Source organism: Kribbella sp. NPDC056345 (assembly GCF_042262745.1).
Lineage (GTDB): Bacteria > Actinomycetota > Actinomycetes > Propionibacteriales > Kribbellaceae > Kribbella.
The window spans coordinates 221,588-236,854 of sequence record NZ_JBHJQQ010000002.1 but is presented as its reverse complement, the minus strand read 5'-3'; the positions used below and the strand labels follow the sequence as shown (position 1 = coordinate 236,854).

The 15,267-nt window shown below is 67.5% G+C and carries 14 protein-coding genes; 6 read left to right on the top strand and 8 right to left on the bottom strand.

What is annotated here, in order from left to right; translation table 11 throughout:
- The first annotated feature begins 35 nt into the window (after positions 1–35).
- Entirely contained in the window at positions 36–3,614 is a 3,579-nt protein-coding gene (locus tag ACFCV3_RS06910) for a discoidin domain-containing protein (protein ID WP_376026898.1), read from the top strand.
- A 157-nt stretch (positions 3,615–3,771) separates the two neighbouring features.
- Positions 3,772–4,239: a hypothetical protein gene (locus ACFCV3_RS06905; RefSeq protein ID WP_376026895.1), complete on the top strand. Its 468-nt coding sequence runs from the start codon at positions 3,772–3,774 to the stop codon at positions 4,237–4,239.
- Between the two features lie 305 nt (positions 4,240–4,544).
- Here the strand turns inward: ACFCV3_RS06905 and ACFCV3_RS06900 are convergent, their stop codons facing one another.
- From ACFCV3_RS06900 to ACFCV3_RS06870, 7 genes are all read right to left on the bottom strand, one after another.
- The gene (locus tag ACFCV3_RS06900; protein ID WP_376026892.1) at positions 4,545–5,522 is read right to left on the bottom strand and encodes an ArsR/SmtB family transcription factor; all 978 of its coding nucleotides are present in this window, start codon (positions 5,520–5,522) and stop codon (positions 4,545–4,547) included.
- A gap of 231 nt (positions 5,523–5,753) precedes the next feature.
- Positions 5,754–6,176, bottom strand: coding sequence for a MarR family winged helix-turn-helix transcriptional regulator (locus ACFCV3_RS06895; protein WP_376026889.1), 423 nt, complete (start codon positions 6,174–6,176; stop codon positions 5,754–5,756).
- A gap of 65 nt (positions 6,177–6,241) precedes the next feature.
- Positions 6,242–6,682, bottom strand: a complete 441-nt coding sequence (locus tag ACFCV3_RS06890) for a hypothetical protein (RefSeq protein ID WP_376026886.1) — start codon at positions 6,680–6,682, stop codon at positions 6,242–6,244.
- Positions 6,679–7,326 (bottom strand): hypothetical protein, encoded by a 648-nt coding sequence (locus ACFCV3_RS06885; protein WP_376026885.1) that lies wholly within the window; start codon positions 7,324–7,326, stop codon positions 6,679–6,681. The genes ACFCV3_RS06890 and ACFCV3_RS06885 overlap by 4 nt, the downstream gene beginning before the upstream one ends.
- Before the next feature lie 58 nt (positions 7,327–7,384).
- Positions 7,385–9,319, bottom strand: coding sequence for an acetate--CoA ligase (gene acs / locus ACFCV3_RS06880; RefSeq protein ID WP_376028688.1), 1,935 nt, complete (start codon positions 9,317–9,319; stop codon positions 7,385–7,387).
- A gap of 219 nt (positions 9,320–9,538) precedes the next feature.
- Entirely contained in the window at positions 9,539–10,159 is a 621-nt protein-coding gene (locus ACFCV3_RS06875; protein ID WP_376026883.1) for a hypothetical protein, read from the bottom strand.
- A gap of 26 nt (positions 10,160–10,185) precedes the next feature.
- Entirely contained in the window at positions 10,186–10,539 is a 354-nt protein-coding gene (locus ACFCV3_RS06870) for a winged helix-turn-helix transcriptional regulator (RefSeq protein ID WP_376026881.1), read from the bottom strand.
- Between the two features lie 51 nt (positions 10,540–10,590).
- Here ACFCV3_RS06870 and ACFCV3_RS06865 point away from each other — a divergent pair, with 51 nt between their 5' ends.
- Positions 10,591–11,202 (top strand): NAD(P)-dependent oxidoreductase, encoded by a 612-nt coding sequence (locus ACFCV3_RS06865; RefSeq protein WP_376026879.1) that lies wholly within the window; start codon positions 10,591–10,593, stop codon positions 11,200–11,202.
- A gap of 45 nt (positions 11,203–11,247) precedes the next feature.
- Positions 11,248–11,910, top strand: coding sequence for a sugar isomerase domain-containing protein (locus ACFCV3_RS06860; RefSeq protein WP_376026877.1), 663 nt, complete (start codon positions 11,248–11,250; stop codon positions 11,908–11,910).
- Between the two features lie 188 nt (positions 11,911–12,098).
- Here the strand turns inward: ACFCV3_RS06860 and ACFCV3_RS06855 are convergent, their stop codons facing one another.
- Positions 12,099–12,857, bottom strand: a complete 759-nt coding sequence (locus tag ACFCV3_RS06855; RefSeq protein ID WP_376026874.1) for a GntR family transcriptional regulator — start codon at positions 12,855–12,857, stop codon at positions 12,099–12,101.
- Positions 12,858–13,047: 190 nt separating this feature from the next.
- Between ACFCV3_RS06855 and ACFCV3_RS06850 the strand changes: the two genes are divergently transcribed.
- Positions 13,048–14,001: a glutathione S-transferase family protein gene (locus ACFCV3_RS06850; protein ID WP_376026871.1), complete on the top strand. Its 954-nt coding sequence runs from the start codon at positions 13,048–13,050 to the stop codon at positions 13,999–14,001.
- A gap of 65 nt (positions 14,002–14,066) precedes the next feature.
- Positions 14,067–15,254, top strand: coding sequence for a Na+/H+ antiporter NhaA (gene nhaA, locus ACFCV3_RS06845; protein WP_376026868.1), 1,188 nt, complete (start codon positions 14,067–14,069; stop codon positions 15,252–15,254).
- Positions 15,255–15,267: the final 13 nt, after the last annotated feature.

The following is a 15,267-nucleotide window of genomic DNA, read 5'->3' as shown; positions in this document are numbered from 1 at the left end:
TCCGTTGCGTTCTCCACCGCCCATCAGGAGAGGCCATGCGAATTCCCCGCTGGCGGTTACTCACCGCCTTGCTTGCCGCGACACTCGCGACAGGTGCGTTAGTCCCTCAGAGTCCTTCCGCGAGCGCCGCCGTACTGGCCGGTCCCAACCTCGCGGCCGGTAAGACTGCCGCCGCGAGCACCGTGACCCAGAACTACGTCGCGTCGAACGTGACGGACGGCAACCAGGGCACCTACTGGGAGAGTGCCAACAACGCCTTCCCGCAGTGGGTGCAGGTCGATCTCGGCTCGTCGATCGCCACCAACCAGGTCGTGCTCAAACTGCCGACCGCCGGCTGGGGCGCCCGCAACCAGACCATCGCAGTCCAGGGCAGTACCGACGGACAGAACTTCAACGACCTGTCCGCGGCCGCCTCCCGGGCCTTCAACCCGCCGACCAACACGGTCACCGTCGACTACGGCAACGCGACCGTGCGGTACGTCCGGATCCGCGTCACCGCGAACACCGGCTGGCCGGCCGGGCAGCTGTCCGAGCTCGAGGTCTACGGCCCGGTCACCGGCGACACACAGGCACCCACCGCCCCGGGGGGCCTGTCCTTCACCGAGCCCGGCGCCGGCCAGATCCGGCTCGCCTGGGCCGCGTCCACCGACAACGTCGGAGTGACCGGGTACGACGTGTACGCCAACGGCCAGCTGCGGACCAGCGTGGCCGGGAACGTACTGACCTACACGGACAACCAGCCGACCAGTACGACGATCTCGTACTTCGTCCGGGCGAAAGATGCCGCTGGCAACCAGTCCGGCAACAGCAACACCGTCACCCGGAACGGCAGTCAGGGTCCCGGCAGCAACCTCGCGCTGGGGAAGCCGATCACCGCGTCCGGGTTCGTGCACACGTTCGTCGCGACGAACGCGAACGACGACAACGTGACGACGTACTGGGAAGGCAACGCCAACCCAGCCACGCTGACCACCCAGCTCGGCGCCAACGCCGATCTCAGTTCGATCGTGATCCGGCTCAACCCGGACTCGGCATGGGGCCCGCGGACGCAGACCTTCTCGATCCTCGGCCGCGAACAGAGCTCGTCGACGTTCAGCACGATCGTCGCGAGTGCGTCGTACAACTTCAGTCCGTCGTCGGGGAACCTGGTGACCATCCCGGTCAGTGCCCGGGTGGCCGACGTACGGCTGAACTTCACCGCGAACACGGGTGCACCGGCCGGTCAGGTCGCCGAGTTCCAGGTGATGGGTGCACCGGCGCCGAACCCGGATCTCACGCTGGGTGCTTTGGCCTGGACGCCGACCTCGCCGGTCGAGACGGACACGATCACCGTGCGCGGGACAGTCAGCAACACGGGCTCGGCTGCTTCTGGTGCGACCGATGTGAACTTCTACCTCGGTACGACGAAGGTCGGTACGGCGGCTGTCGGGGCTATCGCGGCTGGTGGGTCGACCACGGTGAGTGCGTCGATCGGTGCGCGGGACGCGGGCAGTTACACGCTGAGCGCGAAGGTCGATGAAGCGAACACGGTCATTGAGCAGAACGACGCGAACAACTCGGCCTCGGCGTCGAGCGCGCTCGTGGTGACTCCGGTTGCCAGCTCGGACCTGATCGCGTCGGCGGTCAACTGGACATCGAACAACCCGTCCGCGGGGAACAGCGTCGCCTTCTCGGTGGTGCTGAAGAACCAGGGCAGTATCGCCACTGCATCGGGGGCGCACGGGATCACGCTGACACTGCTGAACGGGAGCTCGACTGTTGCGACATTGACCGGTTCGTACAACGGTTCGCTGGCGGCGGGTGCTTCCACCTCGGCCATTGCCCTGGGCAACTGGACGGCCGCGAACGGGCGGTACACCGCGCGCGTCGTACTGGCGGATGACGCGAACGAACTGCCGGTGAAGCGGACCAACAACACCAGCGAGCGACCGTTCTTCGTGGGTCGCGGCGCGAACATGCCGTACGACCACCTCGAGGCCGAGGACGCCTCGGTGGGTGGCGGCGCGCAGGTGATCGGGCCGAACCGGACCATCGGCGACCTCGCCGGTGAGGCCTCCGGCCGGCGTGCGGTCACGCTGAACGCCAACGGCTCGTACGTCGAGTTCACCACCCGCGCGTCGACGAACACCCTGGTCACCCGGTTCTCCATCCCGGACTCGGCCGGTGGGGGCGGGATCAACTCCACGATCAACGTGTACGTGAACGGCACGTTCCACAAGGCGTTGCCGCTGACGTCGAAGTACTCCTGGCTTTACGGGTCGGAGTCCGGACCGAGCAACTCACCGGGCGCGGGACCGGCTCGGCACATCTATGACGAAGCGAGCATCATGCTCGACTCGACCGTGCCCGCGGGATCCAAGATCAAGCTGCAGAAGGATCCGGCGAACTCGACGACGTACTCGATCGACTTCGTCGACACCGAGCAGGTGGCGCCAATTGGCAACCCTGGCGCGGGCTTCGTGACGCCGGCCGGGTTCAGTCAGCAGGATGTGCAGGCCGCGATCGACCGAGTACGGCAGGACGCCACGCTGCAGGGTGTGTATCTGCCGGCCGGTGAGTACCCGACGTCGTCGAAGTTCAACGTGTACGGCAAGGCTGTGCGGATCGTCGGTGCGGGGCCGTGGTTCACACGGTTCGTCGCACCGCAGACGCAGACGAACACCGACATCGGGTTCGGAGCACAGTCGTCGGCGAACGGGTCGACGTTCAGCGGGTTCTCGTACTTCGGGAACTACGACAGCCGCAACGACGGTCCGGGCAAGGTCTTCGACTTCAACGGCACCGCGAACATGACCATCGACAACATCTGGGTCGAACACCAGATGTGTCTCTACTGGGGTGCCAACACCGACAATTCGACGATCAAGAACTCCCGGATCCGGAACATGTTTGCCGACGGCATCAACATGACCAACGGCTCGGCCGGCAACACCGTCAGCAACAACGACGCCCGGTCCACCGGGGACGACAGTTTCGCCCTCTTCAACGCCATCGACGGTGGCGGCGGCGAGGTCCGGGACAACGTCTTCGAGAACCTGTCCGCAACACTGACCTGGCGGGCCGCCGGCTTCGCGGTCTACGGCGGTACGAACAACGTCTTCCGCAACCTGTACGCCGCGGACATGCTGACGTACCCCGGCGTCACGATCAGCTCGCTCGACTTCGGCATCCCGATGAACGGCTTCGGCGCCACCCCACCGACCCGCTTCGAGAACGTGTCACTGGTCCGCTCCGGCGGCCACTTCTGGGGCAACCAGACCTTCCCGGCGCTGTGGATCTTCTCGGCCTCCAAGGTCTACCAGGGGATCCGCGTGAGTGATCTGGACATCGTCGATCCGACCTACAGCGGCATCATGTTCCAGACCAACTACGTCGGCGGTCAGCCCCAGTTCCCGGTCGCGGACACCGTCTTCACCAACACCACCATCACCGGAGCCCGTAAGTCCGGCGACGCCTTCGACGCCAAGTCCGGCTTCGGCCTCTGGGCCAACGAACTCCCCGAACCCGGCCAAGGCCCCGCCGTCGGCAACGTCACCTTCAACAACCTCACCCTGTCCAACAACGCAGTAGACATCCGCAACACCACCACAACCTTCACCATCACCCGCAACTAACCGCCCCCGGAGGGGCTTCCCTGCAAGCCCCTCCATCTGCCCCGATCTGCCCCACGATGCCCCGGTGTCGCGGGGCAGATCCCCTTGCACCACATGCAAAAGTCGCTGGGTGCCGACCCACGTGTTCGTAGACGAAAGCAAGTCCAGGGGCTTCTTGATGGCTGCCGCCTACTGTCCGGCCGGCGACGTCGCCGTCCACCGCAAAGCCCTCAGGAACCTACTGCTGCCCGGCCAGGAGCGCTTGCACTTCAACCACGAGCGGCCGCCGCGCCGCAAGCAGATCATCGGCGTCATCATGAGCTTCAACCTGGCGGTCGATCTCTACGCAGCGGATCGCGACACCCTGACGAACCGTCGTCGGTGCCTGGAAGCGATCGTCCGGGACTGCGCAGGCTCGTCCGAGCGACTCGTGATCGAGATGGACGAGTCGGCCTGTGACCACGACCGTCGCCTGCTACGCGAAGCCACCCACCGGTTCGGCTGCCACGAAACTCTGCGCTGGGACGTGCTGGTCGCCAAAGCAGATCCGCTGCTCTGGGTACCGGACGCAGTCGCTTGGTGCTGGACACGTGGCGGCGAGTGGAAACAGGCGGTCGCGCCGTTCTGCCAGGTGCGCGAGCTGTAGAAAGCGCGAAACCCGGCTCGTCCACCGTCCGGTGAGCTGCCGGGTCCACTTCCGAGGGACTCGTGTCCCCCGGCATCAACAACTGTAGCGGATTCGCCGCCGTGCGGAAGAGTATTTTCCAATCTGCCCCTGGATGCCCCTGGATGCCCCGAGCCGTGCCCCTGGATGCCCCGGGAAACCCCTGGAATCCCCGCCCAGAAAGCGCGAGACCCGGCACGCCCACCGTCCGGTAGGCTTCCGGGTCCACTTCCGGGGGACTCGTGTCCCTCGGCGACTTCACTTTAGCGGGCGCGGCGTACGGCGTACTAGCTGTTTTGGGTGAGGAGGGTTTGGGCGGTGGGGGTCAGGGAGTGCAGGGAGGTGCCTTGGGAGCGGTGGGTGGTGATGAGGGCGGCGGCTCGGAGGATTCGGGTGTGTTCGGAGGTGGAGGCGAGGGAGATGCGGACTCGGCGGGCGAGTTGGGTGGTGCTGGCGGGGGTGGTGAGGGAGCGGAGTACGGCGGCTCGGGTTCGGCCCAGGAGGGCGGCGAGGGTGTCGGTGTCGGGGTTGTGGGGTTCGGCGGCGGGGGCGTCGGCGCAGGGGTAGATGAGGATGGGGCGGCGGCGGGGGTCGTCGTCGACCATGCACTCGGCGATCAGGGGTGAGGGGTAGAGCTGGAGGCCGCGGCCGCGGAGGTGGACGTCGAGGTTCTGGTTGGCGCGCCGGGTGTGGACACTGAGTACCGGGGCAGACCACTCGACGTCGGAATGCAGGGTGGTGAGCAGGGCCTCGATACCGCCGTTCATCAGAGTGTGCGCGCGCTGAGCGAGATCACCGGCGTACCGGCGGCCCAGCTCGTCGGAGGATTGCGCGAGGACGTTCTGGTGGAAGTCCACGATCGCGGTTCCGAGGGCTTGGCGGGCGGCGGGCTGGCCGGAGCGCAGGCCGTGCAGGTAGGGGTCGGGGTCGCGGGGGAAGCGTTCGTCGAGCTCCTCGCGGAAGACCTCTGCGGGGGTTTCGGAGAGCAGTTCGGCGGCCGACTTCACGCCTGGTGTCGAGACCGTCGGCGTGAGGAAGTCGGGGAACCACCCGCTCGGGGCGATCAGCTTGAACAGCGGCCGCATCGAGGGTGACACCAGCGGGGCCGCCGCCTGCCGCCACCGGAGCGCAGCCGGCGGGAGGTTGTCCCGCGCCGCGGGAGCGCTGAGCGCCCGCGCCGCCAGCGCCGCCTCCCACAAGGGCTCCGGCTCCGCCGGGAACACCACCCGCCCCAGGTCCGCCGCGCTGAAATGAATCCGGATCATACCAGAATTCTGCCCCGCCCCCGCCCCACCGACCAGACCTTCACCCCCACCCGAATCCCCCCTTCGGCCATCGCCGAATTCGTCTACTCCGCCCACCTGACTATCCGCAGTCCCCGCCCACCCCGCAGCGCCTCATTTCACTGGCTAGGCACCCAAATTGTGGGTTCTACACCCGTAATTTGAGTGCCTAACCCTCGAGATGAGTGCCTAGCCAGCCAAATCGGAGTGGGGTCAGAGGTCGCGGGCGATGCGGTCTAGGAGGTCGCCGGCTTGGAGGACGCGGGCGCGTTCGTCGGGGTCGAGGCGGTGCAGGAGTTTGTCGAGTTCCTCGGCGGCCTGGCGGCCGGAGTCGGCGACGGTGGTGGCGCCGGCTTCGGTGAGGACGACGGCGGTGGCGCGGCCGTCGACGGGGTCGGGTTCGCGGCGGACCAGGCCGGCTTCTTCCAGGGCCGCGACCGTGGTGGTGGCGGTGGGCTGGGAGCAGGGCACGCGGGCGGCGATCTCGCCGATCCGGATCGGTTGTTCGTCGGCGATCAGCATCAGGGCGAGGAACTGGGTCGGGTGCAGGACGGCACTTCGGCTCCGGCGCAGGTACCGGACGATCCGGTGCATGCTCACCAGCAGTTGCAGGGTCTCCTGCTCCAACGCGATCACCTCCGACGAGAGAAGCTAGATCCTGGCACACCGGGCGGCGTTCTCCTACGGCCCAGTGGTGAACGTCATAGGTGGGTTGCGAGCACCCCGAGTGCGAAGGCGAACCCGGCCAGCCCGAGCATGGTGGTGGCGAGGACGATCAACCGGCGTTGCAGGACGGGAACCTCGGCGGCGGTGGCGAAGACCCGGGCCGGCCAGTGCTTCCAGGAGACGTACCAGAAGATGGCCGTTGCCATCAGCAACAGCAGGCCCTTGACCGCATGGATCCACCAGTGACCCGAGTCGAACAGCAGCAACCCCAGCCCGCTCAGCGCGATCGCCGCGATCAGCCCGACCACTTTCCACCGGTTGCCGGAGGCAATCACCGTGGTGAGCGCCTCCCGGCCGGCCGCGTCCGGACCGAAGTACCGCTTGAGCTTCGGCTGGACGACGAACAACGAGTACGCCATCCCGCCGACCCAGGCTGCGGCCAGCCCGGCGTGGATGATCGCGACGAGGGCGGTCATCGCGGCGGCTGCGCGAAGGCCTGGAACGGCAGCAACCCGACCAGCTGCACGAGTTTGCCCAGTGTCTCGACGATCGCGTCCGGCTTGGTCCGCCCGAAGATCGGGTGCTCCATCGCCAGCAGATCGTCCCCGACCACCGCCCAGGTGTGCAGCTTCTGCTTCCGCATGAACTGCATCAGCTCCGGGTGCAGGAAGTACGCCGCGACGTTCGGATCGGTGTCGATCAGCTTGTACCACCGGTTGAACTTCCGGTCCGGCGTCTGCGGTTCCGGATAAGGATCGACGTCGAAGGCCGGGTCGGTACTCGACGCAATCTGGAAGAACGGCAACGCCATCGGCAGCTTCACCACCCACACCGAGTCGATGGTGACTGCGTCGAGAGTATTGATCTCCTTGTTCGTCCACGCATCATGAACATGCGTGACCTGGGGCCGCCGATGGAAGTCGAACGCCACGAACGGCACCTGGTTGAACACCCCGTCGACGGCCCCGAACGCGATCCGCTGATCCCCCCGCTCCGTGAACGGCAACACCCGCCACGCATCCGCCAGCTCCGGCGCATCCGCCCGGAACCGCCACCCCCACTGCTGGGCCAGCCCCCACCGCTCTTGGTTCGTCTGCTCGATCCGCTTCGCTTCCAGCACACCAAAACACTAAGGCCCCAGGAGGTCCTGGGGCCTTAACGCGTCGTACGGCGGCGGGTCAGTCCTCGTCGGACTTGCCGGCCTCCAGGTTGGTCTTGATCAGGTCCATGACCGAGGAGTCGGCGAGAGTGGTGACATCGCCGACCTCGCGGTTCTCGGCGACGTCGCGGAGGAGGCGGCGCATGATCTTGCCGGAACGGGTCTTCGGGAGCTCGGCCACGACCATGATCTGGCGGGGCTTGGCGATCGGGCCGATCTCCTTGGCGACGTGGTTGCGGAGCTCCTGGACGACATCGGGTCCGCCGTCGCCGGCCTCGGAGCGGAGGATCACGAAGGCGGCGATGGCCTGGCCGGTGGTCGGGTCGGAGGCGCCGACGACGGCGGCTTCGGCGACCTTCGGGTGCGAGACCAGGGCGGACTCGATCTCGGTCGTGGACAGGCGGTGACCGGACACGTTCATCACGTCGTCGACCCGGCCGAGCAGCCAGATGTCGCCGTCCTCGTCCTTCTTGGCACCGTCACCGGCGAAGTAGACGCCCGGCCAGCGCGACCAGTAGGTGTCCTTGAAGCGCTGGTCGTCGCCCCACAGGGTGCGCAGCATGGACGGCCACGGCTTGTCGATGATCAGGTAACCACCGGATCCGTTCGGCACCGGCTTGCCGGCGTCGTCGACGACGTCCACGCTGACACCCGGGATCGCCTTCATCGCCGCACCCGGCTTACCGGCGGTCACGCCGGGCAGCGGGGAGATCATGTGCATACCGGTCTCGGTCTGCCACCAGGTGTCCACGACCGGCGCCTTGCTGCCGCCGATGTTCTCGCGGTACCAGATGTAGGCCTCCGGGTTGATCGGCTCGCCGACCGACCCGATCACGCGCAGGGTGGAGAGGTCGAACTTCGCCGGGATCTCCTTGCCCCACTTCATGAACGTGCGGATCGCGGTCGGAGCGCAGTACAGGATGGAGACCTTGTACTTCTGCACGATCTCCCACCAACGGCCCTGGTGCGGGGTGTCCGGCGTACCTTCGTACAGCACGGACGTGGTCGCGTTCGCGAGAGCGCCGTACACGATGTAGCTGTGTCCGGTGACCCAGCCGATGTCGGCCGCGGTCCAGTAGACGTCGGTGTCCGGCTTGAGGTCGAAGACACCCCACTGCGTGTACGACGTCCCGACCAGGTAGCCGCCGGTCGTGTGCAGAATGCCCTTCGGCTTGCCCGTGCTGCCGGACGTGTACATCACGTACAGCGGGTGTTCGGCGTCGAACGCCTCCGGGGTGTGCTCGGTCGACTGCTTGCCGACGAAGTCCTCCCACCACAGGTCGCGACCGTCGACCATGGCGGTCTCCTGGCCGGTGCGGTTCACCACGAGCACGTTGCGCACGTCGGGGCAGTCGACCAGTGCGGCGTCCACCGCGGGCTTCAGCGCGGCCGGCGCACCGCGGCGGTAGCCACCGTCGGAGGTGATCACGACGCGCGCGTCGCAGTCGGTGATCCGGTCCTTCAGGGCCTCGGAGGAGAAACCGCCGAAGATGACCGTGTGCGGGGCGCCGATCCGGGCGCAGGCGAGCATCGCCACGACGGTCTCGGGGATCATCGGCATGTAGATCGCGACGATGTCCCCGGCCTGGACGTTCAGCTCGAGCAGCGCGTTGGCCGCCTGGCTGACCTGGTCCTTGAGCTGGGCATAGGTGATCTCGCGGGTGTCACCGGGTTCACCCTCGAAGTAGTAGGCGACCTTGTCGCCGAGGCCGTTCTCCACGTGCCGGTCGACACAGTTGTACGCCGCGTTCAGCTTGCCGTCGGCGTACCACTTCGCGAACGGCGGGTTGCTCCAGTCCAGCGTCTCGGTCGGCTCGACGGCCCACGTGATCCGCTTGGCCTGCTCCGCCCAGAACCCCTCGAAGTCGGCCTCGGCACGCTCGTACGCATCCGCCTTCAGGTTCGCGTTCGCCGCGAGCTCGGCCGGCGGCTCGAACCGACGCTCCTCGTGCATCAGGTTCGACAGGGCTTCACCCTGGGGTGATTCTGCATTCGTCACGTCGACGACTCCTCATCGCTGGCTTCGGCGCGCTGGAGCGCCCGCCCCCTTTCTACCAACGCAAAGCCGTGCGCGGAACCTTGGTATCGCCGAGCAGTCCTCCTCCTGCGCCGAACAGAACCCCCGCCGGGCCAGGCGGTCAGAAGGCCAGTACGGCGGGTGGTCTGCGACCGCTCAGCGCGAAAGCAGCGCGTGATCGGCCGCTTTCGCCGCGGCGAGGATGGTCGCGCGCCGATTGGCAGCCTTCATATCGGTTTCGCCCTGCTGGCGAGCACAGCAGTCCTGGCCGCTCAGACTCAGGGTGATCAGCGCGTTCGACCGGCGGAATTTCACCTTGGTGCTCTCCCTGCCGTCGTCGTACTTCTGCGTCGCGATGAAGGCGGCCTCGCCGATCCCGGGCACCTCCTGCACCGCGTAGCCGGACTTGCGATCGGCGTCGAGTTGGCCGCCGTACTGGATCGCTACGGCTGGGGCTCCGCCCGACTCGGCGGTGGTGATCTCCGCCCGGATCGTCAGTTGCCGCTTGACCGGCCCCTTCTGGTACGACGACCAGAAGTGCGCTCGTGGCTGCTTGTACGTCCACTGGCAGTACTTGTACGTGACGAGGAAGTTCCAGGTCTTCTCCTCGGCCGGCCCCAGCTCCGGCCCGACATCCGTGATGCGGCGCGCCGTCTCGCGGGGCAGGAGCTCGCAGGAGTTCAGGTCCTTGGCGTACTTGGCCTCCGGCTCGGGCTGGCAGGCCGCGAGCAGGGCGACGGCAATGAGTGCCACAGCGAGCCTCGACAGGAGCGGCATGCGCGCAGGCTAGGCGCTCCCCGGGGTCAGGATTCGCGGGCGTCGAGCAGCTCGTCCCAGTGCTCGGAACTCCAGTCGCAGATGACATAGAGCTGCTTGAGCAGGCCGTGGCCGAGATCCGTGAGCTCGTAGGTGACCCGCCGTACGGGCGTTGTTTCTTCGGTACGGCGAACGAAACCGTCCCGCTCGAGTGCGCGCAGTGACTGGGTCAGCACCTTCGGGGTGACGCGGGCCAGCGGGACGCGGAGTTCGGAGTACCGGCGCGGGCCGTCCTCGAGGCATCGGATCACCAGAGCGGACCACTTGTCCGGGCCGATCCGGAACGGGAGCAGGGTCGACGGACAGATCTCGTCGAACATGTCCGCGCGCAACGCCTCCATGCCTTTCAGAGTATCCAATGGGTAACCAGGGCGCTTTCTACAGTCGCCGGCATGAGAATCATGGTGATCGGCGCCCGTGGGCGCGCGGGCAAGGCAGCAGTCTCCGAGGCGGTACGGCGGGGTCACGAGGTGACGGCGGTTGCACGTTCTGGCGGCGATGGTCTGGTTGCCGGTGATGTGACGGACGTGGATCGGATTGCCGAGTTGGCGGCGGGGCAGGACGCGGTGATCGCCGCGGTGTACGACGGTGGGTCGGATCCGACCGCGTTCTTCCCGGCGGCTGCAACCGCGCTGGCCGACGGGCTGTCGAAGGCGGGTGTCGAGCGGCTGGTGTGGGTCGGGTTGTCAACGATCCTGCCGACCGCGGACGGCACGCTGCTGATGGACACTCCTGGGTATCCGAACGAGCACCGGTCGTTCTTCCTGGCTCACCAGGCAGCACTCGATGTCTTCCAGGCCTCGCCACTCGACTGGGTCTCGGTGGCACCGACCGGCGACTTCAACCACGCTGCGCCGGCCCGGACGGGCAGCTATCGGGTCGCGACGGCGTCCGCGAGCGATCTCATCTCGTACGCCGATCTCGCGATCGCGCTCGTGGACGAGGTCGACCGGCCGCAGCACCACCGCACGGCCATCGGGGTCGTCCCGGAGCAAGTGGTCTAGTTCGACTGCTCGCCGAGGCCCCGGATCGGCGGTAGGTTCGCGCGCATGAGCGGGGCTTCGGAGTACATGCAGCAAGCGCTGGCGATCGCCCACCGCGCGGCCGAGACCCAGACCGGAGCGATCCAGGTCGCCGCCACCCTGGTCGTCGAGGCGATGACCAGCGGCCACCGGTTCTGGGTCTTCGGAACCGGCCACAGCCACCTGATCGCCGAGGAAATCTACGGCCGCGCCGGCGGCCTGGCCGACGTCCGGGCGATCCTCGAACCAGGCCTGATGCTGCACGAAGGCCTCGCCAAGAGTTCGCTGCTCGAACGGCTCCCCGGACTGGCCGACGTACTCCTGCAAACCAACGACATCGAGGCCGGCGACGTCGTCCTGATCGCCTCCAACTCAGGACGAAACGCCGTACCCGTCGAGTTCGCGCTCGGCGTCCGGGCCCGCGGCGCCCACGTCATCGCCCTCACCTCAATGGCCCACACCACCGCAGTCACCTCCCGAGCCCCCACCGGCCAGCGCCTCTTCGAAACCGCCGACGTAGTCATCGACAACTGCGGCACCCCCGGCGACGCCCTCATCACAGTCCCCACCACCCCCGAACGAACCGGCGCCACCTCCACCATGATCGGCGCCATGCTCGTCCAAGCTTTGACAGTAGAAATCGTCACCCGCCTGGAGAAACCCAACGTCCTCCGCAGCCTGAACGCTTGAGGCGTGACGGGGAATGTTCCTCCGCGGGACCGCTCATTCGTCGTGCATGCTCGGCCAGCTGACGATGTGCGGACCTGCAGGCCATCACAAATGGTCGCCGAACCTGCACCTGAGGCGTGGGCGGGGCGGCGACTGACAGTTGTGATGGCGTGGCGGTCCGCGGCGTCGCAGGCTGGGGAGGAAAACCTCTACGTGGCTCGGTAGGCGACCGTGATGTCGTAGCGGTCGGAGCGGTAGGTGCTGCGGCCGAATTCGATGACTTCGCCGGAGGCGGTGCGGGGGGCCGAGGTGATGATGAGGCAGGGGGTGGTGGGGGCGATCTCCAGGAGTTCGGCGTCGTCGCCTTCGGGTGGGGCGGCGACGATGGAGGCGGAGACCATGCCCAGGGCTACGCCCCAGCGTTCGGCGAGGATGCCGTAGAGGGAGTTCTGGGCGAGGTCGACGTCTTCGAGGCCGGGGTAGCGGCGCAGCGAGAGGGCGGTGCGCTCGATGGCCATGGGCTCGCCGTCGGCGGTGCGGAGGCGGACCAGGTGCAGGACGGGGGTGCCGATGGGCTCTTCCAGCTCGCGGGCCAGGGCGTCGGCGGCGGCGTCGACGCGGTGCTCGAGGACCTTGGCGCCGGGGGTGATGCCGCGGGCGACCATGTCCTGGCTGAAGGAGGAGGCGAGCATCCGGGACGGGCGCGGCTCGGCGACGAAGGTGCCGCCGCCGGGGCGCCGGGCGGCGAGTCCTTCGGCGACCACGCGGTCGACCTCCTGGCGCACTGTCATCCGGGCCACGCCGAAGCGCTCGGCCAGGACGCGCTCCGAGGGGAGCACCGTGCCGACGGCCAGCGAGCGGGTGAGGTTCTCCAGGATCTCGCGAATCTGGTCACCCTTGGGCCGGTCGGGCCGCAGCTCCGTGGGGAGATCGGCGAGGTCGCCGGGGTTGTTCCGTGGGCGGGCCATGAGCTCAGTATCCCTGGAATTCTGGCCGGCAAACCGGTTGCCGGGGGCGCTGACCGCGAACGTCGTGCCGATCGATCGGGTGCTTGCAGAACCGCCGCGACGGCGCTGTCGCGGTGGACCAATGTCAGCCCGACTGTAACCGCTGCCACCGACTCACGGCCAGTGACGAGTCAGGGGTAGTTTTAACGTTATGCGTCGCGCACAGTTCGTGAACGAAAGCGGATCGAACGGCGAGTGGAAGCGGCAGGGGAACCGGTTCACCGACCGGATCAGCCGGGCCTCCACCTCGTCCCCCGGCGAAGGCCCGGACGCGGAAGGCCGGTGGCCGGTCGAGCCCGGGCGGTACCGCCTGATCGTCAGCCTGGCCTGTCCGTGGGCACACCGATCAGTGATCGTACGGCGCCTGCTCGGGCTCGAGGATGCGATCAGCCTGGCCGTCGTCGACCCGGTCCGCGACGAGAAGGGCTGGCGGTTCACGCTCGATCCGGACGACCGGGACCCGGTCCTCGGCATCCAGTACCTGTCCGAGGCCTACCTCCGCACAGACCCGTCGTACGACGGCCGTGTGACTGTGCCCGCGATCGTCGACACCGTGACCGGGCTGGTCGTCACGAACGACTATCCGCAGATCACGCTGGACCTCTCGACCGAGTGGTTCGACCATCACCGCGAAGACGCGCCGCAACTGATTCCAGCGGACCGCGCCGAGATGGATCAGCTGATCGACGAGATCTACCGCGATGTGAACAACGGCGTGTACCGCTGTGGGTTCGCCACCGGCCAGGAGGCGTACGAGGCCGCGTACGACGCTCTGTTCGCGCGGCTCGACGTACTCGAGGAGCGGCTGCAGGACCGCGACTATCTGCTCGGCGACACGCTCAGCGAGGTCGACGTCAGGCTGTTCACCACGTTGGTGCGGTTCGATGCGGTGTACCACGGTCACTTCAAGTGCAACCGGAACAAGCTGACCGAGTTCCCCAACCTGTGGGCGTACGCGCGCCGGCTCTACCAGCGCGAAGGTTTCGGGGAGACGGTCGACTTCGACCAGATCAAACGGCACTACTACGTGACACACAACACCATCAATCCCACCGGAATCGTGCCGAAGGGACCGGACCCGCGCGGCTGGACCCACGTAGACTGACGCCTGGTGTGCCGGGAAGTCTGGTCGGCGATGAGTCGACCGACCCCACCAGCCGAAGGGCCCCGATGAGCACCCGACGCGTCTTCCCGAACCTGCTCGGCCGCGAGCGCGACTTCGTCGCGGACACTCTGCGCACCGAGACGACCGGCGGAATGCTGCTGCTCTGTGCCGCGGTGGTCGCGTTGATCTGGGCGAATTCGCCGTGGCAGGACGCGTACCACCACCTGCGGGACCTGCAGCTCGGACCGCTCACGGTCGAGTCGTGGGCCTCCGACGGCGCGCTCACGCTGTTCTTCTACCTGGCCGGCGTCGAGCTCAAGCGGGAGCTGGTGGTCGGCTCGCTGTCGAAGGTCAGCGAAGCCGTCGTACCGGTGGTCGCGGCGATCAGCGGAATGGTGCTCCCGGCAATCATCTATCTCGCCTTCAACCTCAGGAACGGCAAACCCGAGGGCTGGGCGGTGCCGACGGCAACGGATATCGCGTTCGCGCTGGCGGTGCTGGCGATCGTCGGCTCGTCCCTGCCGAGTGCGCTCCGCGCCTTCCTGCTCACCCTCGCGGTGGTCGACGACTTCGGCGCGATCCTGGTGATCGCGGTCTTCTTCAGCCACGGATTCCGCCTGCTGCCACTGCTCGCGGCCGCCGCCCTGATCGTGGTCTGGTACGTCCTCCAGCGCTACCGGATCCGTACGCCGTTCCTGTACATCCCGATCGCGATCGCGGCCTGGTGGTTCATGCACGAGTCCGGGATCCACGCGACGATCGCCGGTGTCGCGCTCGGGTTCGTCACCCGGGTGGTCGCCGATCCGGGCGAGGAGCACGCACCGGCCGAGCGCATCGAGCATCGGCTACGGCCGTGGTCGGCGGGCGTCGCCGTACCGGTGTTCGCGTTGTTCGCGGCCGGGGTGACCTTGAGCGGCGGCGCGATCGGTGAGCTGATGACCGACCCGGTCGCGATCGGGATTGCCGCGGGACTGCTGTTCGGTAAGGCGATCGGGGTCTTCGGCGGGTCGTGGCTGACCGCGCGCTTCACCCGCGCCGAGCTGAACTCCGACCTCGAATGGCGGGACGTCGCCGCCGTCTCGGTGCTGGCCGGAATCGGGTTCACCGTTGCGCTGCTGATCGCGCAGCTCGCGTTCGCCGGTGATGTCGCGCAGGTCGAGCGCGCGAAGGCCGCCGTACTGATCGCCTCTGTGCTGGCGGCACTTCTCGCTTCGGTGTTACTCGTCCGTCGCAACCGCCGGTACGCACGGTAGTGTCGGAGCACGG

Excerpts from the sequence above, each read along its gene's own strand:
- ACFCV3_RS06900 (WP_376026892.1), bottom strand. The coding sequence starts at position 5,522 with ATGATCCGGATTCATTTCAGCGCGGCGGACCTGGGGCGGGTGGTGTTC.
- ACFCV3_RS06905 (WP_376026895.1), top strand. The coding sequence starts at position 3,772 with ATGGCTGCCGCCTACTGTCCGGCCGGCGACGTCGCCGTCCACCGCAAA.
- ACFCV3_RS06910 (WP_376026898.1), top strand. The coding sequence starts at position 36 with ATGCGAATTCCCCGCTGGCGGTTACTCACCGCCTTGCTTGCCGCGACA.
- acs (WP_376028688.1), bottom strand. The coding sequence starts at position 9,319 with ATGCACGAGGAGCGTCGGTTCGAGCCGCCGGCCGAGCTCGCGGCGAAC.
- ACFCV3_RS06890 (WP_376026886.1), bottom strand. The coding sequence starts at position 6,682 with ATGACCGCCCTCGTCGCGATCATCCACGCCGGGCTGGCCGCAGCCTGG.
- ACFCV3_RS06870 (WP_376026881.1), bottom strand. The coding sequence starts at position 10,539 with ATGGAGGCGTTGCGCGCGGACATGTTCGACGAGATCTGTCCGTCGACC.
- ACFCV3_RS06855 (WP_376026874.1), bottom strand. The coding sequence starts at position 12,857 with ATGGCCCGCCCACGGAACAACCCCGGCGACCTCGCCGATCTCCCCACG.
- ACFCV3_RS06875 (WP_376026883.1), bottom strand. The coding sequence starts at position 10,159 with ATGCCGCTCCTGTCGAGGCTCGCTGTGGCACTCATTGCCGTCGCCCTG.
- ACFCV3_RS06865 (WP_376026879.1), top strand. The coding sequence starts at position 10,591 with ATGAGAATCATGGTGATCGGCGCCCGTGGGCGCGCGGGCAAGGCAGCA.
- ACFCV3_RS06860 (WP_376026877.1), top strand. The coding sequence starts at position 11,248 with ATGAGCGGGGCTTCGGAGTACATGCAGCAAGCGCTGGCGATCGCCCAC.
- nhaA (WP_376026868.1), top strand. The coding sequence starts at position 14,067 with ATGAGCACCCGACGCGTCTTCCCGAACCTGCTCGGCCGCGAGCGCGAC.
- ACFCV3_RS06850 (WP_376026871.1), top strand. The coding sequence starts at position 13,048 with ATGCGTCGCGCACAGTTCGTGAACGAAAGCGGATCGAACGGCGAGTGG.